At 67.4% G+C, this 19,889-nt stretch carries 24 protein-coding genes; 8 read left to right on the top strand and 16 right to left on the bottom strand.

Features of this window, described 5'->3' with window-relative positions:
• Window positions 1-58: 58 nt before the first annotated feature.
• The gene (locus ACZY1G_RS08630) at window positions 59-508 is read right to left on the bottom strand and encodes a cupin domain-containing protein (RefSeq protein WP_463815786.1); all 450 of its coding nucleotides are present in this window, start codon (window positions 506-508) and stop codon (window positions 59-61) included.
• A 110-nt stretch (window positions 509-618) separates the two neighbouring features.
• On the opposite strand from ACZY1G_RS08630, the gene purM reads away from it, so the two are divergent.
• On the top strand, window positions 619-1,692 hold the full coding sequence (purM, locus tag ACZY1G_RS08625; protein WP_463815028.1) for a phosphoribosylformylglycinamidine cyclo-ligase: 1,074 nt from the start codon (window positions 619-621) through the stop codon (window positions 1,690-1,692).
• A gap of 25 nt (window positions 1,693-1,717) precedes the next feature.
• On the opposite strand, the gene ACZY1G_RS08620 is transcribed toward purM, so the two are convergent.
• Both ACZY1G_RS08620 and ygfZ read right to left on the bottom strand, forming a co-directional pair.
• On the bottom strand, window positions 1,718-1,897 hold the full coding sequence (locus tag ACZY1G_RS08620) for a DUF3073 domain-containing protein (protein WP_335332929.1): 180 nt from the start codon (window positions 1,895-1,897) through the stop codon (window positions 1,718-1,720).
• A 130-nt stretch (window positions 1,898-2,027) separates the two neighbouring features.
• Window positions 2,028-3,113, bottom strand: coding sequence for a CAF17-like 4Fe-4S cluster assembly/insertion protein YgfZ (ygfZ, locus tag ACZY1G_RS08615; protein ID WP_463815029.1), 1,086 nt, complete (start codon window positions 3,111-3,113; stop codon window positions 2,028-2,030).
• Between the two features lie 51 nt (window positions 3,114-3,164).
• On the opposite strand from ygfZ, the gene ACZY1G_RS08610 reads away from it, so the two are divergent.
• Window positions 3,165-4,043, top strand: coding sequence for an aminodeoxychorismate lyase (locus tag ACZY1G_RS08610; RefSeq protein ID WP_463822125.1), 879 nt, complete (start codon window positions 3,165-3,167; stop codon window positions 4,041-4,043).
• A 253-nt stretch (window positions 4,044-4,296) separates the two neighbouring features.
• Here ACZY1G_RS08610 and ACZY1G_RS08605 read toward each other — a convergent pair whose 3' ends face one another.
• From ACZY1G_RS08605 to lmeA, 11 genes are all read right to left on the bottom strand, one after another.
• Window positions 4,297-5,529, bottom strand: a complete 1,233-nt coding sequence (locus ACZY1G_RS08605; protein WP_463815031.1) for a DUF445 domain-containing protein — start codon at window positions 5,527-5,529, stop codon at window positions 4,297-4,299.
• Complete coding sequence (locus ACZY1G_RS08600; protein ID WP_463815032.1) at window positions 5,526-6,179, bottom strand: Abi-alpha family protein; 654 nt, start codon at window positions 6,177-6,179, stop codon at window positions 5,526-5,528. Before ACZY1G_RS08600 ends, ACZY1G_RS08605 begins: the two co-directional genes overlap by 4 nt.
• A 214-nt stretch (window positions 6,180-6,393) precedes the next feature.
• On the bottom strand, window positions 6,394-6,666 hold the full coding sequence (locus ACZY1G_RS08595) for a hypothetical protein (protein ID WP_463815033.1): 273 nt from the start codon (window positions 6,664-6,666) through the stop codon (window positions 6,394-6,396).
• Window positions 6,666-7,295, bottom strand: a complete 630-nt coding sequence (locus ACZY1G_RS08590) for a heme-binding beta-barrel domain-containing protein (RefSeq protein ID WP_463815034.1) — start codon at window positions 7,293-7,295, stop codon at window positions 6,666-6,668. The genes ACZY1G_RS08595 and ACZY1G_RS08590 overlap by 1 nt, the downstream gene beginning before the upstream one ends.
• Before the next feature lie 133 nt (window positions 7,296-7,428).
• Window positions 7,429-7,749 (bottom strand): DUF732 domain-containing protein, encoded by a 321-nt coding sequence (locus ACZY1G_RS08585; RefSeq protein ID WP_463815035.1) that lies wholly within the window; start codon window positions 7,747-7,749, stop codon window positions 7,429-7,431.
• A gap of 188 nt (window positions 7,750-7,937) precedes the next feature.
• Window positions 7,938-8,240, bottom strand: a complete 303-nt coding sequence (locus ACZY1G_RS08580) for a DUF1416 domain-containing protein (protein WP_335332926.1) — start codon at window positions 8,238-8,240, stop codon at window positions 7,938-7,940.
• 1 nt (window position 8,241) lies between these two features.
• On the bottom strand, window positions 8,242-9,075 hold the full coding sequence (locus ACZY1G_RS08575) for a sulfurtransferase (RefSeq protein WP_463815036.1): 834 nt from the start codon (window positions 9,073-9,075) through the stop codon (window positions 8,242-8,244).
• Between the two features lie 17 nt (window positions 9,076-9,092).
• Window positions 9,093-9,566 carry a DUF4395 domain-containing protein gene (locus tag ACZY1G_RS08570; RefSeq protein WP_463822124.1) on the bottom strand — a complete coding sequence of 158 codons (474 nt, stop codon included), beginning with the start codon at window positions 9,564-9,566 and terminating at the stop codon, window positions 9,093-9,095.
• An 84-nt stretch (window positions 9,567-9,650) separates the two neighbouring features.
• The gene (locus ACZY1G_RS08565) at window positions 9,651-9,743 is read right to left on the bottom strand and encodes an Ms5788A family Cys-rich leader peptide (RefSeq protein WP_463815038.1); all 93 of its coding nucleotides are present in this window, start codon (window positions 9,741-9,743) and stop codon (window positions 9,651-9,653) included.
• Window positions 9,744-9,772: 29 nt separating this feature from the next.
• Entirely contained in the window at window positions 9,773-10,195 is a 423-nt protein-coding gene (locus ACZY1G_RS08560; RefSeq protein ID WP_463815039.1) for a thioredoxin family protein, read from the bottom strand.
• Window positions 10,192-10,986: a mannan chain length control protein LmeA gene (gene lmeA / locus ACZY1G_RS08555; RefSeq protein ID WP_463822123.1), complete on the bottom strand. Its 795-nt coding sequence runs from the start codon at window positions 10,984-10,986 to the stop codon at window positions 10,192-10,194. Before lmeA ends, ACZY1G_RS08560 begins: the two co-directional genes overlap by 4 nt.
• Before the next feature lie 187 nt (window positions 10,987-11,173).
• On the opposite strand from lmeA, the gene ACZY1G_RS08550 reads away from it, so the two are divergent.
• The 6 genes from ACZY1G_RS08550 to pstB all read left to right on the top strand — a co-directional run bounded on the left by ACZY1G_RS08550 (window position 11,174) and on the right by pstB (window position 16,980).
• On the top strand, window positions 11,174-11,980 hold the full coding sequence (locus tag ACZY1G_RS08550) for a winged helix-turn-helix transcriptional regulator (RefSeq protein WP_463822122.1): 807 nt from the start codon (window positions 11,174-11,176) through the stop codon (window positions 11,978-11,980).
• Window positions 11,977-12,885 carry a mycothiol synthase gene (gene mshD, locus ACZY1G_RS08545; protein WP_463822121.1) on the top strand — a complete coding sequence of 303 codons (909 nt, stop codon included), beginning with the start codon at window positions 11,977-11,979 and terminating at the stop codon, window positions 12,883-12,885. Before ACZY1G_RS08550 ends, mshD begins: the two co-directional genes overlap by 4 nt.
• 127 nt (window positions 12,886-13,012) lie before the next feature.
• Window positions 13,013-14,146 (top strand): phosphate ABC transporter substrate-binding protein PstS, encoded by a 1,134-nt coding sequence (gene pstS / locus ACZY1G_RS08540; RefSeq protein WP_463822120.1) that lies wholly within the window; start codon window positions 13,013-13,015, stop codon window positions 14,144-14,146.
• A gap of 55 nt (window positions 14,147-14,201) precedes the next feature.
• The gene (pstC, locus tag ACZY1G_RS08535) at window positions 14,202-15,278 is read left to right on the top strand and encodes a phosphate ABC transporter permease subunit PstC (protein WP_463822119.1); all 1,077 of its coding nucleotides are present in this window, start codon (window positions 14,202-14,204) and stop codon (window positions 15,276-15,278) included.
• Window positions 15,275-16,192: a phosphate ABC transporter permease PstA gene (pstA, locus tag ACZY1G_RS08530; RefSeq protein ID WP_463815045.1), complete on the top strand. Its 918-nt coding sequence runs from the start codon at window positions 15,275-15,277 to the stop codon at window positions 16,190-16,192. Before pstC ends, pstA begins: the two co-directional genes overlap by 4 nt.
• Window positions 16,193-16,203: 11 nt before the next feature.
• Window positions 16,204-16,980, top strand: a complete 777-nt coding sequence (pstB, locus tag ACZY1G_RS08525) for a phosphate ABC transporter ATP-binding protein PstB (protein WP_463815046.1) — start codon at window positions 16,204-16,206, stop codon at window positions 16,978-16,980.
• A gap of 115 nt (window positions 16,981-17,095) precedes the next feature.
• Here the strand turns inward: pstB and phoU are convergent, their stop codons facing one another.
• Both phoU and ACZY1G_RS08515 read right to left on the bottom strand, forming a co-directional pair.
• Window positions 17,096-17,764, bottom strand: coding sequence for a phosphate signaling complex protein PhoU (gene phoU / locus ACZY1G_RS08520; protein ID WP_463822118.1), 669 nt, complete (start codon window positions 17,762-17,764; stop codon window positions 17,096-17,098).
• A gap of 72 nt (window positions 17,765-17,836) precedes the next feature.
• Window positions 17,837-19,822 carry an LCP family protein gene (locus ACZY1G_RS08515; RefSeq protein ID WP_463822117.1) on the bottom strand — a complete coding sequence of 662 codons (1,986 nt, stop codon included), beginning with the start codon at window positions 19,820-19,822 and terminating at the stop codon, window positions 17,837-17,839.
• Window positions 19,823-19,889: the final 67 nt, after the last annotated feature.

Genomic DNA, 19,889 nt, shown 5'->3' with positions numbered 1-19,889 from the left:
CCGACACTCACAAGGTCTTCGGTGCCGATGCGTAGCTGGATGCCCCGTAACAGCCGAATCAACCGGAACCGGGAAGCGCGCAGCCCGGATCGGGCGCGTCGACGACGAGCGCGAGGTCCGGCGGATCCGCCGGGTTCGCGTACAGCACCCACATGACCAGCGGGTCCGGACCGTCGTTGCGGCCGGCGTGCACGTACCCCGGGCCGCTGCGCTCCGTGGTCGTCGACCCGGTGGGGTAAACCCCGTCGACCGAGCAGTCCGCGGAATAGTGGGTCAGCGTGCCGGAACGCACCACCCCGAACACGTTGCCCGGGTGGTAATGCCAGCCGGTGCCCCCACCCGGGGCGATCGTCAGCAGCTTGGCGACATAGTGGCTGCCTTCGGCCGTCGAATCCGACAGAGTGACGGCGTCGACACCGACACCGGGCGTTGCCCCCGCTGCGCCCGGAGTGACCACCACCGCGGCCAGTGCGGCGATCGCCGGCACCACCGCACACCATCGCCGCATTCGTGCCACGGTCGTCAGGGTCGCACGGCAGAGACCACCACGAGTGCAAGACCGCACACGTCGGCCGGCGACGTACCGGCCACGGTCGCCGAGCGGTAGCCTTATGGCCGATGACCGATCGCGCCGAACAACACGGCATTTCCTACGCGTCGGCAGGGGTCGACATCGAAGCAGGCGACCGCGCCGTCGAGCTGTTCAAACCCCTCGCCAAAAAGGCCACCCGACCCGAGGTCCTGGGTGGCCTCGGCGGGTTCGCCGGCCTGTTCGCCCTCCGCGGCGGCTACCGCGAACCACTGCTCGCCTCTTCGACCGACGGCGTCGGCACCAAGCTCGCCGTAGCCCAGGCGATGGACAAGCACGACACCGTGGGCATCGACCTCGTCGCGATGGTGGTCGACGACCTCGTGGTGTGCGGAGCCGAACCGCTGTTCCTGCAGGACTACATCGCCGTCGGGCGCACCGTCCCCGAACGCGTCGCCGAGCTGGTGGGCGGCATCGCGGAGGGCTGCGTCGCGGCCGGATGCGCGCTTCTCGGCGGTGAGACGGCAGAGCATCCCGGCCTGATGGCGCCGGACCACTACGACATCTCCGCGACCGGCATCGGCGTCGTCGAGGCCGACGACGTGCTGGGCCCTGACCGTGTCCGCCCCGGCGACGTGGTCATCGCGATGGCGTCGACCGGCCTGCACTCCAACGGGTACTCCCTGGCCCGGCACGTGTTGCTGGAGATCGACCACATGAACCTGGCCGGCCACGTCGAAGAGTTCGGCCGCACCCTGGGTGAAGAGCTGCTGGAGCCTACGCGCATCTACGCCAAGGACTGTCTGGCGCTGGCCGCCGAAACGCAGGTGCGCACGTTCTGCCACGTCACCGGCGGTGGACTGGCCGGAAACCTGGAACGGGTCATCCCGCCCGGTCTGGTCGCCCATCTGGACCGCGGTACCTGGACCCCAGCACCCGTGTTCGCCATGATCGCCCAGCGCGGCCGCATCGAACGCGTCGAAATGGAGAAGACGTTCAACATGGGCGTCGGGATGGTGGCCGTTGTCGCGCCGGAGGACACCGACCGCGCATTGGCCGTATTGACCGCTCGTCACCTGAGCTGCTGGACCCTCGGAACTATCGAGAAGGGCAGCAAGGACGCGTCACGAGCGGTGCTCGTGGGCCAACACCCCCGATTCTGACCAGGGGCGTGGGACACACCGGCGGCTAGGGCCGCCAGTCGTCCTCGTCTACCCAGCGATCGTCCGATGGGACGTCACCGCCGAGGCGGTCGTCGTCACCACCGGCCAGCTCGCGCTGGAGCCGCTCGAAATCAGTCTGCGGTGAGCTGTACTTGAGCTCACGAGCAACCTTGGTCTGCTTTGCCTTTGCCCGGCCGCGGCCCATGGGGGAACCCCCTCGCGCAATAACGGAGCGGCCCAATTGCTAGGCGGCTCCGATCTGAGTGTGTCTATTGTCCTGCTGACACTTTACCGTGCCGAACGCCGCAGCGCTGGCAGGCCCCGTTTTGGCTCGGTCACCGCGCGGCGCCCCGCAGCCGGTCGACCGCCAACCTGCCTGCTCCCGCCACATCGGCGGCCGGCAGGGAATCGGGATCGATGGCCGCCGACACCGCCACCTCGCCGCCGGTCACCAGCTCGGTGTCCGCCGTGAGGCCACGCTTGAGCAGCGCCAGCGCGATCGGCCCCTCGTCCACGTGCTCGACCACAGTGCCCAGCCGGCCCACGGTGCGGCCACCGGCCAGCACCGGGTCGCCCGTCTCCGGCCGATCACCGGCACCGTCGAGATGCAGCAGCACGAGCATGCGCGGCGGCTTGCCGAGGTTGTGCACCCGCGCGACGGTCTCCTGGCCCCGGTAGCACCCCTTGTCCAAGTGCACCGCCGATCCGATCCACCCCACCTCGTGCGGGATCGTGCGCTCGTCGGTGTCCACGCCCAGGCGCGGCTGCAGCGCCGCCACCCGATGCGCTTCGTACGCCCACACCCCGGCGCGGCGCACGCCGGCCGCCTCCAGCCGCTGCAGATACGCTGCCGCCTGATCACGCGGCACGACGAGGTCGACCTCGTCGGTGGCGCCCGGCAGCGCGCGCAGGAAGCCGCCGTCCGGCAATGCGACGGCCGTGCCGGGGACCGGCAAGGCCGGCACCCCGATCGCCTCGAGGACCGCTGTCTCGGCCACCGCGGGGCCCACCAGCGACAACACCGCAAGGTCCGCGGGCTCCACGACCACGTCGGCCCAGAACACCATCCTGCGCAGGAAGGTCAACAGTGGCTCGCCACGCCACGGTTCGGTGTCGAGGATCGTGACGCCGTCGAGCTGCGTCTGCAGCCAGTGATCTTCGACACGCCCCTGCCCGTCGAGACTGAGATTCTCCGTCACCGCACCGTCGGGGAGATCGCTGACGTGCTGGCTGGAAATGGTGTGCAGCCAGCTCCTGCGCTCCGCTCCGGTGAGTTTCAGTACGGCCCGGTGCGACCGGTCCACCACGATCGCACCCTGGGCGGCCGCGCGCTGCTCACCCAGCGGATCGCCGTGATGCCAGACCGCGCCGGAATCGGGTCCGTTCTCGGGCGCGGGAACCGCGGAGGTGTGGGAAGACATACCTCAACTCTACGAGCCGGCGGTTCACGCGCGCGGCTACGCTGATGCCCCATGGCCGGACTCAGCGTGGTGGTCTCCCTCGACGCCGGCGTCGTCGATCCGTCTGCGCCGCTGCTGCACGCCGACGACCTCGCCGCGGTGCGCGGCGACGGGATCTTCGAGACGCTGCTGATCCGCGAGGGCAGACCCTGCCTGCTCGAGGCGCATCTCGCGCGACTCACGCACTCGGCGCAGCTGATGGACCTGCCCGCCCCCGACCTGCCGGCGTGGAGGTCAGCGATCGACCAGGCCGTGACCCGATGGCTCACCGGCGGCGGCGACGAAGGCGTGCTGCGCCTGGTGTACAGCCGCGGCAGGGAAAGCGAGCCGACCGGAACCTCCTACGCGACCATCGGCCCGCTGGCCCCGCGTGTGGCCGAGGCTCGCCGCGCCGGCGTGGCCGCGCTGACGCTCGACCGCGGTCTCGCCTCGAACGCCGACGAGAGCATGCCGTGGCTCGTCGCCGGAGCCAAGACGCTGTCCTACGCCGTCAACATGGCCGCCCTGCGCCACGCCGAGCGGAACGGTGCCGGCGACGTCATCTTCGTCAGCACCGACGGCAACGTCCTCGAAGGCCCCCGCTCGACTGTCGTCATCGCCACGACCTCCGACGACGGCCGGCCCTGCCTGCTGACGCCACCGCCCTGGTATCCGATCCTGCGCGGCACCACGCAGCGGGCGCTGTTCGAGGTGGCGCGCACGGCCGGCTACGACTGCGACTACCAGGCCCTGAGGCCCGCCGATCTGCTGACCGCACAGGGGGTGTGGCTGGTATCGAGCATCACGCTGGCGGCGCGTGTACACACCCTGGACAGCACTGCGCTGGCTCCTGCACCGATGGCCGCCGACGTCGCTGCTCTGGTCGACGCCGCCATCCTCAGCGATCGCTGACAGAGTAATTCCCTTGTCGCGCAGCCGGAGCGCGAGTACCTTCGCCTGTACACAGGGAAGGAGGTGGTCCGACAAATTGATTGACTTATGGACATGTGAGGTGGCTGCGAGCTAGCAGCGCCGGGGAGCGCTTGACGCCTACTGCGCGCGCTGGCGAATTCCCCGCGGCCACCCGGCCCCCGAGCCCCTCGGTTGAGTCCGACCGAGGACAACGGCTCGGGGGCTGCTCCGTTTCTGGGGCCGGCTATCCACGTCAGGCGAGCAGGAGGATCAGTTCGGCCTGCAGATGTCCGAAGACGAATCCAAGGGCTGCGCCCAGCACGACGATTATCCATTCGTCGTCCTTGAACGCCGGCCGCAGAAGGTTCTCGTAGGCCTGAGAATCGAGATCCTTCATCTTCTCGATCATCGTCTCCTCCAGCGCAAGCCGCTCCCGCAGGTAACCCTCCATGTAGCTGGATGTCTCAGGCAGCGTGGCGATCACCGCGGCCGCGACGTCGCGCTTCATCTCCTGGTACTGCCGGCTCCCGACCAAGTTGATCACCCTGACCGCCGGCCCCAGTTGATTGTCGATGGTCTTACGGACCTCGCCGTCGATGATGTCGTAGAACTTGTCCGACATCGGGCCGGTCAGCATGCTCTCCATGATCGCCTGCGGGGTGAAGATCTCTCGGGCCATGAGCCCCGCGTAGCCGCGGATCACGTCGTCGCGTTCGGCCTGGAATACGCCCTGCCACTTGATGCCAGGGAAAACGGTGCGACGCTGCAGCGGACGGAAGATCATCTGCAGCGCCACATAGTCGGTCAGGCCGCCGGTGATCAGTCCGAACAGGGGCAGGGTCCAGGTCCAGCCCGTCACGCCGAAAACGACGACCTGGACCAGTCCGATGATGAAGCCGAACCACAGACCTGCGCGCACCAGAAAGCGGAACGCCGATCGGCCGATGTCCTGGAAGACGTTGTTCAGCTTGACCTTGTCGCGGACGAGGTTCGTCACGACCATGTGCTTGATATCGAAGATCTGGTCGACCCGACCGCGCAGTTCGTCGAACATGTCGCGCGCCAGCGAGGGGATGCGCTTGTCGACGTTGGCCACGATGAGGTCTTTGACCTGGTCCGGGGTGGCGCGCCAAACCTGCGGCTGCATTGCCATCATCATCGTGTCGACGATGTCGGCCGCGGTTGCATGCAGCGGCTCCGACAGCTCCGCGGCCATCTCCTCAGGATCGATCCGGTCGAACATCTCCTCCGGTTTGATGATGCCGGACGTGAGTGAATCAACCGCGACGGCAGCCATTTTCGGCGCTCGCTTTGGAATCTGCCCCTGCCAGCCGAGATAGGGCTTGATGCCTTTGAACTCGACCGGATAGAACATCATCTTGAGCGCCAGAATTTTCGTCGCCCACCCCACCAGCGCCGCGCCGAGGGGGATCATGACGTACACCCACCACGGATGGGTGAATGCGTTGTCCAACATGGCGGTCACGTCGCTGCCTCCCACAGTTCGCTGCCCAGATCGCTGATCCGGACCGTTCTGCGCAGCACCCGCGCCGAGCGGATCCCGCGTCGTGCACGGAACATCGCGGCGTTGACCGCACTGTCGGTGAGCAACATCTCGTAGTCGTCGTGCATCGCCGACCCACCCTCCGGCCCGATCTCGGCCAATCCGGCATGGACGAGGCGGGTGACGTACAACGGCGTGTGGTGGGGCAGGGCGACCCCCGCCGCGCGTCCGACTGTGGAGGCGTTCATCAGAACGACCGGGCTACTGGTACCCAGGGTCGGTTCGAAGACGTCGATCACGGGATAGGCCGTGCCATCGGACAACGCCGCCAGGATGCGTGCCTCGTCGGGCACCAGGTTCTGCAAGATCGCGATGTGAAGTGCTGTTCGGCTCTCTACGGGCCGAAGGTCTATCGACTGTGCGAGAAGCGCGCGCAGCAATGCGGATGGCGTCGTCAGCGGCTCGTCGATCGCGAGATCGGTGGCCGAGTCGGTGACGGGCGGAGGATCCAGTTCGGCGAGGTGCGCCCTCACCGCACGCACCGCAATTCGCTCGGCCTCGGTGAGCGCGTCGAGCACGGCTTCTAACATCCCTCGGGAGGCGACGGCCTGCGGCGCCCGCAACAACACCATGATTAAACCGGGGACTACCGCCACCATTTGACGCCGCCTCCCCGCATTCGTGGGATGGTAGACCACGCTGACCGCGGGAACAGGCAACTTGCGGATCGGTTGAACATCGTCATGTGTCAGCCCGCGAAATGGGTTGCGCTGAACCGGCACACGCGGCGCGACGTGCACTAAGTTGTCGTAGGCGACGAGGCGAGTGCAGCCGCGGACCGGATATCTAGCCGGCTGGACCCGGGGCCAGCGACGAACACTCCTTCATCGCGGCTTCCCACGTCGCCGGATTCACACCGGCCGGCGGGCCGGTCATCGGCCCAGGTGCGCTCGGCATCCCGTGCTGGCTCAGGCAGTACGCCAACGACCCATGCCCGACGCTGGGCGACACCGTGGTCGACGACGGGGCGGGCTGCTGCTGGGCAGGGGATGAGCACGCCGTGGAGTACGCCAAGGCCATGCCTGCCGCGCACACCGCCGCGGCCGTCGCGCGCCGCACTAACCGACGAACCGAGCCAGGCGGGCGGACAAATGCGGAACGAGGCCGCCGTCCGCGTCGACCCGCTCTTCGACATAGGCCAGATCGCCGCCGTCGACGATCCCGTACAGCCGCTTCGCGCCGCCCACGAGAATCCCGGACTTGCTCCTCGCCAACGCGTCGGTGACCAGCTCCCACGACGACTGGTTGAGCGGCCGGCCGTAGAACAACTCCACGTAGCCCGCAGAGTGCGCCAGCAGCAGCTCGATGGCCTGCGATTCACCCGGATCGCCGGGATCGTCGACGAAACGCCAGAAACCCGTCTCCCGCAGCGTCTGGCCGTCGTACTCGCCGTCGTCCGTCAGCCGCCAGGAGCGCGCTTCCCAGTTCAGGTAGTCGGCGCCGTCGTGGGACACCACGATCTGCTGTCCGAACCGGTAATCGCCGTGCGAACCGCGCCCCTCACCTTCGCCGCGCCACACCCCGACCAGAGGCAGCAGGGCCAGTAGGCGATCGTCGAGATCGGCGCCTTCACGCAGGTTGGCCGTGTCGGCGGGTACCGGAAGGTCGCCGAACGACGGAATGTTGCGCGTGGCGGTCTGCCGGGCGCGCTCGGCAGCAGCGGCGACCGCCTCGTCGCCAGAGGTCACGACTCGTCGGTGATCAGCCGGTACAGCGCATACAGCGCGAACCACGTGATCACCACGACGGCCGCGACGAGCAGAAGTTCGTAGAACAGCACCACGGGGGAGAGTCTAGCTTCCGCTCAGCGGTCAGCTGGAATCAGCTGACCTTGCTCTCCCATTCGGGGCAGAAGGCGCCGGTGGCCGCCCCGACGAAGTAACCGGCCTGATAGTCGGACCAGTCGGTGACGCTGGTCAGATCGGCGACTTCTTGCTCGAACGTGGCGCCGTTCTCCCAGTCCTGACAGACCGCGCGGCCGGTGTCGAGCACCTGCTGGGTCTTGTCCGAGGGCCAGGTGATGCCGCCCTTGCCGATCACCGTCAGGAAATCGCCTTCGGGATCCGCGAGAGCGGCAGGCGCGCTGATCAAGGCAACCGAGGCGAACGCCGCGGCCGCAGCAAAGGCGATGGTGATCTTCATTGTCGGGTCCTCGAAGGTGGTGGCCTACGCGGGTACGCGGGCAGTGCACCTATCGTCGCCGACATCAGCTAATCGCGCAGGACTTTCACAGCAAGATCAAGAGGGACTTGCCAGGGAGTCGCGCCCCGAGGGGCGCGACTCCCGTCGTCACGATCTACGCGGTGCCTGATGGCGCGACTCCTACGTCGTCACGCGACCTTGACGTCGACCTCGTGGATCCCGGCGCCCGAGGGCGCCACGGTCGCATCGCCGTTGCCGACCTTCGACAGCGCGCGCAGCGTCCATGTGCCCGGCGCGGCGAAGAACCGGAAGTCACCGGTCGCCGACGCAACGACCTCGGCGGTGAACTCGTCAGAGCTGTCGAGAAGCCGCACGAACGCTCCGCCGACGGCCTGACCCGAACCGTCCACCACACGGCCGGTGATGACCGTTTCCTTCTCCAGGTCGACGCTCGCGGGCAACGTCAGTCCTTGCTTCGGTGCAGAGCACATATCAACTTCCCAACTCGATCGGGGCGCCCACCAGGGAGCCGTATTCCGTCCAACTGCCGTCGTAGTTCTTGACGTTCTTGTGGCCCAACAGTTCCTGCAGCACGAACCAGGTGTGCGACGAGCGCTCCCCGATGCGGCAGTAGGCGATGGTCTCCTTCTCGCCGTCCAGGCCGGCGTCGGCGTAGAGCTTGGTCAGGTCCTCGTCGGACTTGAAGGTGCCGTCCTCGTTGGCCGCCTTGCTCCACGGCACGTTGATGGCCGACGGGATGTGCCCGGCACGCTGGCTCTGCTCCTGCGGCAGGTGCGCCGGCGCCAGGATCTTCCCGGAGAACTCGTCAGGAGAGCGCACGTCGACCAGGTTCTTGGTGCCGATCGCGGCGATGACCTCGTCACGGAACGCGCGGATGCTCGTGTCCGGTTCCTTGGCGGTGTAGCTGGTGCTCTCGCGGGTCACCGTGTCCGTGGACAGCGGGCGGGCGTCGAGCTCCCACTTCTTGCGGCCGCCGTCGAGCAGCTTGACGTCCTCATGGCCGTACAGCTTGAAGTACCAGTAGGCGTAGGCGGCGAACCAGTTGTTGTTGCCACCATAGAGCACCACGGTGTCGTCATTGCTGATTCCCTTGTCCGACAACAGCTTCGAGAACTGCTGCTGGTCGACGAAGTCGCGCTTGACCGGATCCTGCAGATCGGTCTTCCAGTCGAGCCGGATCGCGCCCGGGATGTGCCCGGTGTCGTACGCGCTGGTGTCTTCGTCGACCTCGACGAAGACGGTGTTCGGCGCGTCGAGATTGCTCTCGGCCCAGTCTGCTGTGACCAGGACGTCGGAGCGTGCCATGGAGGAGATCCTTTCGACTACGAATGAGTGGGTATGAGGCGGAGGAACAACGGATAGAGCTGGCAGCCAAGGCAGATGCCGAAGGCTGCGTTGAGAAATGCGGCGGCCAGGGCGAACCCGGTGACCACCAGCCCGAGCGTCGGCAGCCCGGCGACGAAGGCGGCAACACCGACTGCGGCGAATACCAGGCCGAGCGCTTGGGCGAACTTCAGCGGAGGGACCGGTTCCCGCTGCGTGACGGGTCCCAGGCGCGGTGCGACGAGACGCGCGAACAGCGCCCCGTAGGGGTGCCGCCTCGGACCGAGCGTGGCGCCGACGGCGAACGCGACCGCCTGGGCGGCGAGCAGCGCCGCGGCGAGTGTGGTGCTGACGGTCGACACGAGCAAGGTGGCGACCAGGACGGCGGTGGTGACCCACGCAACGAAGCGCGGACCGCGGACGTCGACCTGGTCCGGTACGCGGTTCTGCGTGGTGTTCGACACGTGCGACATAGAAATACTCCTGTTGTCTGGACTGGCTGGTGCGGCTCGCGACGAGACCGCCGGAGAGTGCGGCGCGAAGGACCGCGCAGCTACTCAGCAGCTACGACAACAACAGCAACAACCCGCGACGCGGCACAGATCGACTGCGCGGCGCTTGGTGAGCCGGAGCTCGAAACGGGATGGCACGGCTGACAGCTTACCGAATGACAGGGTGATCAAGCCAACAGCGGCAACAGCGCGGACCGCAGGTCAGCGGCCGTCGGCACGCCGGACGCCCGATACCGCTGCCGCCCCTCGGCGTCGAACACGAACGTCGTCGGTAGAGACAGCACGGAAAGGCGGCGGGCGGCTTCGGGATTGGCGTCCATGTCGATCTCCACGTGGGCGACTTCGGGCAGTCCCGCGCACACCTGGTCGACGACGCGGCGCACCCCCGCGCACGGACCGCACCACACCGCCCCGAAGTGCACGATCGTCGGTCCGGTGCCTGAAAGACCCAACTCGCTGGTGTCCACCGCAGGCGCATCCTCGGTCGCCGTCATCACGCCCGCGCGCCGGTTGAGCAGCCGGCCGACGACGACCGCGAGGCCGATCGCAACGATCAGCACCGCGATCACGGCCATCCACGAAGAGCTCATGACAATCTGAACTCGTCAAGGGGCACCGTTACTCCCTCGGCGATGCCCTCGATGATCACGTCGGAGCCGCGGGCGCCCTCGCTGGTCGGCGCGATCCCGAACGGCAGCTTCTGTCCGGGCAGCTCGGTGGAGAACGCGGCCAGCACCGCCGCCAGCTTGTCGGCCGGGACGTCCTGATCGGCTGTGCCTGGTCCGGTCAGCACGCCGGTCGCGGTCACCGTCAACGTCGTCTTGGCGGGCCCGGTCACCGACAGGTCGACGGCGATGCTCACGCGCTCGTCGACACCCGCCTGGCGTGGGGTGCCGGTGAAGACGACGCCCTTGTTGCTGGAAATGCCGGACTCGGTCGTTCCGCCGGTCGAATCGTTGGTCTCCCGGGTGGGCGCTTCCACCAGCAGATCGGGGATTCCCATGAAACGGCCGACGTGGGTGGAGTCGATGATGATGCGGCTTTCCACCTTGCCCACGGGCAGCGTTGCGTCCGGGCCGATCAGCCAGGAATCGCCCAGATCCACCGAATGAAGGGTCGCCTCCAGCGAGGCCTTGCCGACCACGGCGTGATCAACGCCACTGGCCTTGATCTCCACTTCGCTGTAGTGGTGATCGGCCGCCTGCGTCAGGAAAGGGAAACCGAGGATCGCCACGGAGGGGTCCCACTGGAGGTCTGCAGCCGTCCGCACGCTTCTGGCCAGGCGGTATTCGGCATAGATCGCGGTTCCGAAATCTACTCCGAGCGCACCGAGGAGGACCACGACCAGCGTGGCGATGGCACCGACGACGAACCTGCGCACGCCGACATTGTTGCCCACGACATCGCGGTCTCCCGTTCGGCGCGGCTTAAGAGCAGGTGGCACGCTATCGTTAGGAAACCATCGGCCGAGTAACGGACGTATGTCAGACATGAATCTGGGAAGTCACCGCGCGACAAAGGCGTACCGGCGAGGTCTCAGATGATCTCCACGGCGCTGGAGGGGACAGTTGGACCTACTACTACTGACTGTTGACCCGCATCCCGAATCCGTCCTGCCCTCGTTGTCGCTTCTGGCGCACAATGTGCGGACGGCGCCCACCGAAGTGTCGTCTTTGCTGGAAGCCGGAACCGCGGATGTGGCGATCGTCGACGCCCGCACCGACCTGGCTGCCGCGCGCGGCCTGTGCCGCCTCCTCGGCACCACCGGAACGGCCGTCCCCGTCGTCGCCGTCGTCAACGAAGGCGGCCTCGTCGCCGTCAACGTGGAGTGGGGCTTGGACGAGATCCTGCTGCCCAGTACCGGCCCCGCAGAGATCGATGCCCGGTTGCGGCTGCTCGTCGGCCGCCGAGGCGGGATGGCCAACCAGGAGAACGTGGGCAAGATCAGCCTCGGGGAACTGGTGATCGACGAGGGGACGTACACGGCCCGCTTGCGTGGTCGCCCGCTCGATCTCACCTACAAGGAATTCGAGCTGCTGAAGTACCTCGCTCAGCACGCGGGCAGGGTGTTCACCCGGGCGCAGTTGCTGCAGGAAGTGTGGGGCTACGACTTCTTCGGCGGCACCCGCACGGTCGACGTGCACGTCCGACGTCTGCGCGCCAAGCTGGGCACCGAGTACGAGTCGCTGATCGGCACGGTGCGCAACGTCGGCTACAAGGCCGTGCGCCCCGCCCGGGGGCGTCCCCCGGCCGCGGATGCCGACCTGGCTGAGGACATGGACGAAGACCCCTACGACGAGGACGTCGCCGACATGGACGGTCTGGATCACGCCGACGTCCCCGGAGCGCCCGCCGACGCCCTGCGCAGAACGTGACGACGGTCGGCTGGCGCGAGCGGCTCTCCGACCACCAACAGCACCTCGTCCGCGATCTCATCTCCGCGGCTGCGCAGCACGACGGGATCGCCCCCGTCGGTGATCAGGTCCTCCGCGAACTGGCCCACGATCGCACCCGGCACCTGCTCGCCGAGAACGACGGCGGTGTGCAGGGTTATCTCAATCTGGCGCCCGCCGGCGACGACGCTCCGGCGATGGCCGAGCTCGTCGTGCACCCCGAGGCCCGGCGGCGCGGTATCGGCACGGAGATGATCGACGTCGGCCTGCCCGCCGGCGGGAAAGACACCCGCATCTGGGCCCACGGCAACCTCGCGCCGGCCCGAGCCACCGCCCACGCTCTCGACCTCGTCGTGGTGCGCGAGCTGTGGCAGATGCGACGGAGCCTGGCCGACCTGCCCCCGACGCCAGCGCCGGAAGGCGTGCGGATCACCACCTACTCCGGCCCGGCCGACGACGCCGACCTCCTGCGGGTCAACAACGCCGCGTTCGCCTGGCACCCCGAACAGGGCGGCTGGACCGACGCCGACATCGCCGAACGCCGGACCGAATCCTGGTTCGACCCGGCTGGGCTGTTCCTGGCCTACGACGAGACCAGTGGTGAACTTCTCGGATTCCATTGGACCAAAACACATTCCGACGCTTTGGGGGAGGTGTACGTGGTGGGCGTCGACCCGTCCGCGCAGGGCCGCGGCCTGGGCGCCGCGCTCACCCTCACCGGCCTGCACCACCTCGCCGACCGGCTGGCCGTCCCCGGCCGCGACGCCGAGGTGATGCTCTACGTCGAATCGGACAACACCGCCGCGGTGAAGACCTACCGACGATTGGGTTTCGAGGTCGCAATCGTCGATGCGGCCTACAGCCGCCGCACGGCCGATCACCTGTGAAATCGCTGTACCTGTTCACCTCTCGTTCACTCGTCATCCCCAATGCGTCAACTACCGCCGCATAGCTTCCCGAGTGAGCTCGGAGCCGCACCGGCCGCCGACACACGTGGAGACGAAAGTGGGATCAGTGAAGCGCAGGAGCATCGGCAAGACGTTCGGCACGACGGTCTCGGTCGCGGCGGTCGCCGCGATCACCCTCGCCGGATGCGGCAGCGACAACAACGCGCCGGCGGCAGGCTCGGGCTCGCAGACCGCGTCGGGAAGCAGCTCAGCCCCCGCCGACTGCGGCGGCAAGAACTCGCTGACCGCCGAAGGTTCGACCGCTCAGCAGAATGCCGTCGCCCTGTTCAATCAGGTCTGGGGCCAGAAGTGCCAGGGCAAGAACCTGTCCTACAACCCGACCGGTTCCGGCGCGGGCCGCGAGCAGTTCATCGCCAAGACCGTCGACTTCGCCGGTTCGGATTCGGCGCTCTCGGGCGACCAGATCGCCGCTGCCGCGAAGCGCTGCGGTGGCAACCCGGCGTGGAACCTGCCCCTGGTGTTCGGGCCCATCGCGATGGCCTACAACCTCGACGGCGTCGACAAGCTGGTGCTCAACGGCGACACCCTGGCCAAGATCTTCCAGGGCCAGATCACCAAGTGGAACGACCCGGCAATCGCCGCGCTGAACAGCGGTGCGACCCTGCCGGACACCGCGATCACCCCGATCTACCGCTCCGACTCCTCGGGCACCACCGACAACTTCCAGAAGTACCTGAAGGCCGCCGCACCCGAGTCCTGGACCAAGGACGCCGGCAGCGAATTCCAGGGCGGCGCCGGTGAGGGCGCCTCGAAGTCCGCGGGCGTCACGCAGGCCGTGCAGGCCACACCCGGCTCGATCGGCTACGTCGAGAAGGGCTTCGCCCAGCAGGCGGGGCTGAAGTACGCCCAGATCGACACCGGTGCCGGTGCGGTCGAGCTGACGGACGAGACCGCAGGCAAGGCGATCGACGCCGCGAAGTTCGCCGCCGAGGGCAACGACCTGACCCTCGACCTGAACTCGCTGTACGGGACCAAGGAAGCCGGCGCCTACCCGCTGGTGCTGGCCACCTACGAGATCGTCTGCTCGGCCGGGTACGACGCGGACACCTCTGCGGCGGTCAAGTCGTTTTTGACCGTGGCCGCCAACGACGGCCAGGGCGGACTGTCGAGCGCCGGCTACGTGCCGCTGCCCGAGCAGTTCAAGGAGCGGCTGCTGACGTCCATCGACGCCATCAAGTAACCACTGTTCGCTGGCGCGGTAACGAGTTCGAGGCGAGGATGGGTGCCAGACACCGATGACGTTCAACAGTATCGAGAAGGGTTCTGACGGAACTTCTGTGACTATCCCCAATCCGACGGGCGCGGGGTCGGGTGAGGCCCTGGCCGCACCCCACCCCGAGCCGACGCCGATCTCCACGGACCCTTCGCGCAACGGCGTGGTGCGCCTGGGCGACCGGATCTTCCGCGGACTGGCCGAGGGCTCAGGCGTTCTGATCGTCGCGATCATCGCCGCGATCGGGTTCTTCCTGCTCTGGCGGGCGATCCCCGCGCTGGCGCGCAACGAGCAGAACTTCTTCCTGTACGGCGGGAACTGGATCACCACCGACACCTCGGCCATGCAGTTCGGCATCCTGGACCTGTTGCAGGTCACCGTGTTCGTGTCGGTGTTCGCACTGGTCCTGGCCATGCCGATCGCGTTGGGTATCGCGATTTATCTGACGAACTACGCGCCCAAGCGGGTGGTCGGTCCGCTCGCCTACATGGTGGATCTGCTCGCCGCGGTGCCGTCGATCATCTACGGCGTGTGGGGCCTCTACGTGCTCGCGCCGGTGATCAGGCCGGTCGCGTTGTGGCTCAACGAAAACGTCGGGGCTTGGTTCTTCCTGTTCGGGACGGGCAACGCCTCGGTCGCCGGCGGCGGCACGATCTTCACCGCCGGAATCGTGTTGGGGGTGATGATCCTTCCGATCATCACCGCTGTCACGCGCGAGGTGTTCGTCCAGACGCCGCGCGGACAGATCGAGGCGGCGCTGGCACTCGGCGCGACGCGCTGGGAGGTGGTGCGCACCACCGTGCTTCCGTTCGGGATGTCGGGATACATCAGCGGCGCGATGCTCGGCCTGGGTCGCGCGCTCGGTGAGACGATCGCCCTGCTGATCATCCTGCGCGGCACACAGTCCGCGTTCGGCTGGACGCTGTTCGATGCCGGCTACACGTTCGCCAGCAAGATCGCCGCTGCCGCATCGGAATTCAACGACCAGTACAAGGCGGGCGCCTACATCGCGGCCGGCCTCGTGCTGTTCATCCTGACCTTCGTGGTGAATTCGCTGGCCCGCGCCGCGGTCTCCGGAAAGGACCGGTCTGCATCATGAGTTCGCCGACGCTGGACCGCCCCGTCAAAGCTCCGACGTTCCAGGGCGTCAGCACACGCCGCAAGGTCACCAACACCGTGGCGACCGTCCTGGTGACGGCCTCGGTCGTCGTGGCCCTGGTGCCGCTGCTCTGGGTGCTCTACACCGTGGTGGCCAAGGGGATCGGCGTGATCACCTCCAGCACGTGGTGGATGAACTCCCAGGCGGGCATGACAGCGTTCGCCGCCGGCGGCGGCGCCTATCACGCGATCGTCGGCAGCCTCCTGCAGGCCGCGGTGTGCGCGGTGATCTCGATCCCGATCGGCGTGTTCGTCGGTATCTATCTCGTCGAGTACGGCGGCGGCACCAGATTGGGCAAGCTCACCACGTTCATGGTCGACATCCTCACCGGTGTGCCGTCGATCGTCGCGGCGCTGTTCATCTACGCGCTGTGGGTGGCGACGTTGGGGTTCGAGCGGTCGGGTATCGCCGTGTCGCTTGCCTTGGTGCTGTTGATGATTCCGGTCATCGTGCGCTCCACCGAGGAGATGCTGCGCATCGTCCCGATGGATCTCCGCGAGGCGAGTTACGCACTGGGCGTGCCGAAATGGAAGACGATCGCGGCCATCGTGATCCCGACTGCGATGTCGGGGATCGTCACCGGCATCCTGCTGTCCCTGGCCCGCGTGATGGGTGAGACGGCTCCGCTGCTGATCCTGGTGGGCTACTCGCAGGCCATCAACTTCGACATGTTCAGCGGGTTCATGGGGTCGCTGCCCGGCATGATGTACGACCAGACCTCCGCCGGGGCCGGCGCCAATCCGGTTCCCACCGACCGAATGTGGGGCGCGGCGTTGACGTTGATCATCGTCATCGCGCTGCTCAACGTCGGCGCTCGATTCATCGCTAAGTTCTTTTCCCCCAAGAAGGTCTAGGAGACAACACCGTGGCCAAGCGTCTCGATCTGAAAGATGTCAACATCTACTACGGCGCCTTCCACGCCGTCGCCGACGTGTCGATGTCGGTGCCGCCGCGCAGCGTCACGGCGTTCATCGGACCGTCGGGCTGTGGCAAGTCGACGGTGCTGCGCACGCTCAACCGGATGCACGAAGTCATCCCGGGCGCGCGCGTCGAAGGCTCGGTCCTGCTCGACGGTGAGGACATCTACGGCGCCGGCGTCGACCCGGTCGGTGTGCGCAAGACCATCGGCATGGTGTTCCAGCGGCCGAATCCGTTCCCCACCATGTCGATTCGTGACAACGTGGTGGCGGGACTCAAGTTGCAGGGCGTGCGCAACAAGAAGACCCTCGACGAGGTGGCTGAGCGCTCCCTCAAGGGCGCGAACCTGTGGACCGAGGTGAAGGACCGGCTGGACAAGCCCGGCGGCGGGCTCTCCGGCGGGCAGCAGCAGCGGCTCTGCATCGCCCGGGCGATCGCCGTGCAGCCCGACGTGCTGCTGATGGACGAGCCGTGCTCCGCGCTGGACCCGATCTCGACGCTGGCGATCGAGGACCTCATCGCCGAGCTGAAGCAGGACTTCACGATCGTGATCGTCACCCACAACATGCAGCAGGCCGCCCGCGTGAGCGATCAGACGGCGTTCTTCAACCTCGAGGCGACGGGCAAGCCGGGCAAGCTCATCGAGATCGACGACACCGAGAAGATCTTCTCGAATCCGACGCAGAAGGCGACCGAGGACTACATCTCCGGCCGCTTCGGCTGAGGCTTGCCGGGGCCTCCTCCCGTCAGCAGACCCGGCCAACAGACACGAAATCGCCCCATCTCTCGCGAAATGGGGCGATTTTGCGTCTGCTCGCGGGGAGAACTCGCGCGGGGCCTCAGCGGGAGGCCGGCAGCTCCGCTTCGTCGGGCGAGTGCCCCGTCACCTGGAAGATGACGCGGCGTGCGATCTCCACGGCGTGGTCGGCGAAGCGCTCGTAGAAGCGGCCCAACAGTGTCACGTCGACCGCCGCGGCCACGCCGTAGCGCCATTCGCGGTCCATCAGCACGGTGAACAGGTGACGATGCAGGTCGTCCATCGCGTCGTCCTCTTCGCGGATGCGCGCCGCCTTCTCCGGATCACGCGATACCAACACCTCTCGGGCGCTCTGGCCGAGTTCGACTGCGACGCGGCCCATTTCGGCGAAGTAGCCGTTGACCTCTTCGGGCAGCGCGTGCTGAGGATGACGGCGCCGGGCGATCTTGGCGACGTGGAGGGCCAGCGCACCCATCCGGTCGACGTCGGCCACGATCTGGATCGAGCTGACGATCGCGCGAAGGTCGCCGGCGACCGGGGCTTGCAGCGCCAGCAGCACGAACGCGCTCTCCTCGGCTCGCACGCTCATCGAGACGATTTGTTCGTGGTCGGTGATCACCTGCTCGGCGAGGGCGAGGTCGGCTTGCAGCAGGGCTTGCGTGGCGCGCTCCATGGCAGCACCCGCGAGTCCGCACATCTCGCCGAGCTGGGCGCTGAGGCCTTCGAGCTGCTCGTGGTAAGCGGTACGCATGACCAAAAGCCTACGGGTTACCTGCACAGATCGTCACGAGCCGCGGGGTGAACGCCAGGTGAATGCCGCCTGCTATTCGCAGGATGTGTCCGCGGCGTTGGTCACGGTCAGGTCCTCGGGCAGCGCGCTGGCGGTGTTCTTGGACCCGCGCAGTACGTGCACCTTGACGGTGGCGCCGCTGGGAATCGGCGCGCCGACAGACGAGTAGTCCTTGCCCAGGACGACCTGTACGACGTCGCCGAGTCCGCTGGATCGCTCGATCGTCGGGTCGGGGAACGACGATGCCACGGTCGCAGCCGCCTCCTCGTTACCGGGGGAGAAGAACACGGTGGTGTGGTCGAGCGGGCCGGGATAGTCGTCGGGATCGGTGATGACGAAGCCGTGGGTCCGCAGCGCGTCCGCGGCGTCGGAGGCCAGACCGGTTTCGGAGGTCGAGTTCGACACCCGCACGGTCACGTCGGCGGGGTTGGTCGCCACGGCCTCGACGACCTCGCCATCCGTCGGCGCCGGCGCTGCGGGTGCGCCGTTGGTCGGCGACGCTGGAGCGCCGGGGACCGGGGTGTTGTCGGCGTTGCGTTCCTCGGGCAGCGGGTCGTCGTTGATGATGGCGTCGAACAACGCGCGCATGTCATCGGTGCGGGGGATCTCGTTGCCGTACTCGTCGGGGTAGCCGACCGTCGGCACGGTGACGAACGTGATCCGGCCCGCGTTGACGCCCTGCACGGACTGACCGAGGTCGACCAGGTCCTTGGTGTCGAGGTTGTCGACGTAACTGTCGTTGATGAACATGTTCACGACGTTGTTGAGCTTCGACAAGGAGAAGAACGTGTCCTTGGAGATCAGCGACCGCAGCAACGACGACAGGAACCGCTGCTGGCGTTTGATGCGCCCGTAGTCACCGTTGGTCTCGGTGGTCACCTGCCGGGCTCGCACGTAGTTCAGGGCCGTGTGCCCGTCGACGACTTGGCGGCCCGCGGTGGCCAGCACCGTGCCCAGCTCGTAGTCCTCGATCGGCGTCGAACTGCACACCTCGACACCGCCGAGCGCGTCGACCATCTTGGAGAAGCCGGCGAAGTCGACGGCCATGAACCGGTTGACGTGCAGACCCGACAGCTTCTGGATGACCTTCACCAGGCATTTGGGTCCGCCGACGGCGAATGCGGAGTTCAGCTTGTATTCGGTGTACGCCTCTTCGGGACCCCAGGATTCGGTGTCCTCGTCGTAGATCGGCCCGTACTGGCGGGTCTCGGGATTCCAGACCTCGCACTTCATCGGTTCGATCTTCAGGTCGCGGGGGAAGGACACCGCGACCACGCGCTTACGGTTCGCCGGGATGTTGACCAGCATCACCGTGTCCGAGCGGGCCCCGGCAGCGTCTTCGGTGGTGCCTGCGCCCATCTCGCTGTTGTCGCCGATGCGCGTGTCGGTGCCGACGATCAGGAAATTCTCGTCGCCGAACTGCGCATTGGGGTCGACGATGTCGCGGGAGTCCGGGTCGAGCGCCGAGACCCGGTTGAGCAGGTTGTTCTTGGACGACTGCCACTGCCAGGCGCCGCCCGTCAGCACCAGGGCCAGCACCGCGACCAGCGCTGCGACGACCCGCCCGGCGATGACGCTGCGGTTGTGCCGTGGCCGGTCTGCCGTCGGGTCCTCGGGCGCCGCCGCCGGTGTGGCCGTCAGGTTCGGCAGCTCCGAGGGCCTGGGGTCCAGGGCGGGCAGGATCGTGGTGTCGAACTCGTCGGCGGGGTAGGGCTCGGGTTCGAGTTCCGGCTCCGGCTCGGGTTCCGGCTCGGCCTCTGGCTCGGCGCGGTGGTGGCGGGTGGGCTCCGGGATCGGCGCGTCTTCGCCGTGGATCTTGGCGATCAGGTCGGCGACGGTGATCGGCGCGGATTCGTCGTCCCGGCGAGGGGTCGCGGTGTCCTCGTCAGCGGGATCGGTTCCGCGCTCCCACGGCGCGGCGCCTGGTGCGGGCCGCGACGATCGGGTAAGCCATTCGTTGTCGCGGTCGGGATCGTCGGAATCCGGGCGGCCGGGAGTGGCGTGATCACCGTCACTCATCGTCTACCGGCCTTTCAGCTCCCACTGCTCCGCGGGCGTCTCGATGGCGGCGACACACACCTCGGGT

It is taken from the genome of Mycobacterium sp. IDUB_5 (assembly GCF_055419565.1).
Note: the sequence above shows the minus strand (reverse complement) of the source record. Positions and strands in the feature narration are given on the sequence as shown.

Bases quoted from the DNA above. Each gene is read 5' to 3' on its own strand.
- ACZY1G_RS08630 (WP_463815786.1), bottom strand. From the start codon at position 508: ATGCGGCGATGGTGTGCGGTGGTGCCGGCGATCGCCGCACTGGCCGCG.
- phoU (WP_463822118.1), bottom strand. From the start codon at position 17,764: ATGCGTACCGCTTACCACGAGCAGCTCGAAGGCCTCAGCGCCCAGCTC.
- purM (WP_463815028.1), top strand. From the start codon at position 619: ATGACCGATCGCGCCGAACAACACGGCATTTCCTACGCGTCGGCAGGG.
- pstC (WP_463822119.1), top strand. From the start codon at position 14,202: ATGACGTTCAACAGTATCGAGAAGGGTTCTGACGGAACTTCTGTGACT.
- pstA (WP_463815045.1), top strand. From the start codon at position 15,275: ATGAGTTCGCCGACGCTGGACCGCCCCGTCAAAGCTCCGACGTTCCAG.
- ACZY1G_RS08585 (WP_463815035.1), bottom strand. From the start codon at position 7,749: ATGAAGATCACCATCGCCTTTGCTGCGGCCGCGGCGTTCGCCTCGGTT.
- ygfZ (WP_463815029.1), bottom strand. From the start codon at position 3,113: ATGTCTTCCCACACCTCCGCGGTTCCCGCGCCCGAGAACGGACCCGAT.
- ACZY1G_RS08610 (WP_463822125.1), top strand. From the start codon at position 3,165: ATGGCCGGACTCAGCGTGGTGGTCTCCCTCGACGCCGGCGTCGTCGAT.
- ACZY1G_RS08560 (WP_463815039.1), bottom strand. From the start codon at position 10,195: ATGAGCTCTTCGTGGATGGCCGTGATCGCGGTGCTGATCGTTGCGATC.
- ACZY1G_RS08620 (WP_335332929.1), bottom strand. From the start codon at position 1,897: ATGGGCCGCGGCCGGGCAAAGGCAAAGCAGACCAAGGTTGCTCGTGAG.
- ACZY1G_RS08570 (WP_463822124.1), bottom strand. From the start codon at position 9,566: ATGTCGCACGTGTCGAACACCACGCAGAACCGCGTACCGGACCAGGTC.
- ACZY1G_RS08575 (WP_463815036.1), bottom strand. From the start codon at position 9,075: ATGGCACGCTCCGACGTCCTGGTCACAGCAGACTGGGCCGAGAGCAAT.
- ACZY1G_RS08515 (WP_463822117.1), bottom strand. From the start codon at position 19,822: ATGAGTGACGGTGATCACGCCACTCCCGGCCGCCCGGATTCCGACGAT.
- ACZY1G_RS08580 (WP_335332926.1), bottom strand. From the start codon at position 8,240: ATGTGCTCTGCACCGAAGCAAGGACTGACGTTGCCCGCGAGCGTCGAC.
- ACZY1G_RS08600 (WP_463815032.1), bottom strand. From the start codon at position 6,179: ATGGTGTTGTTGCGGGCGCCGCAGGCCGTCGCCTCCCGAGGGATGTTA.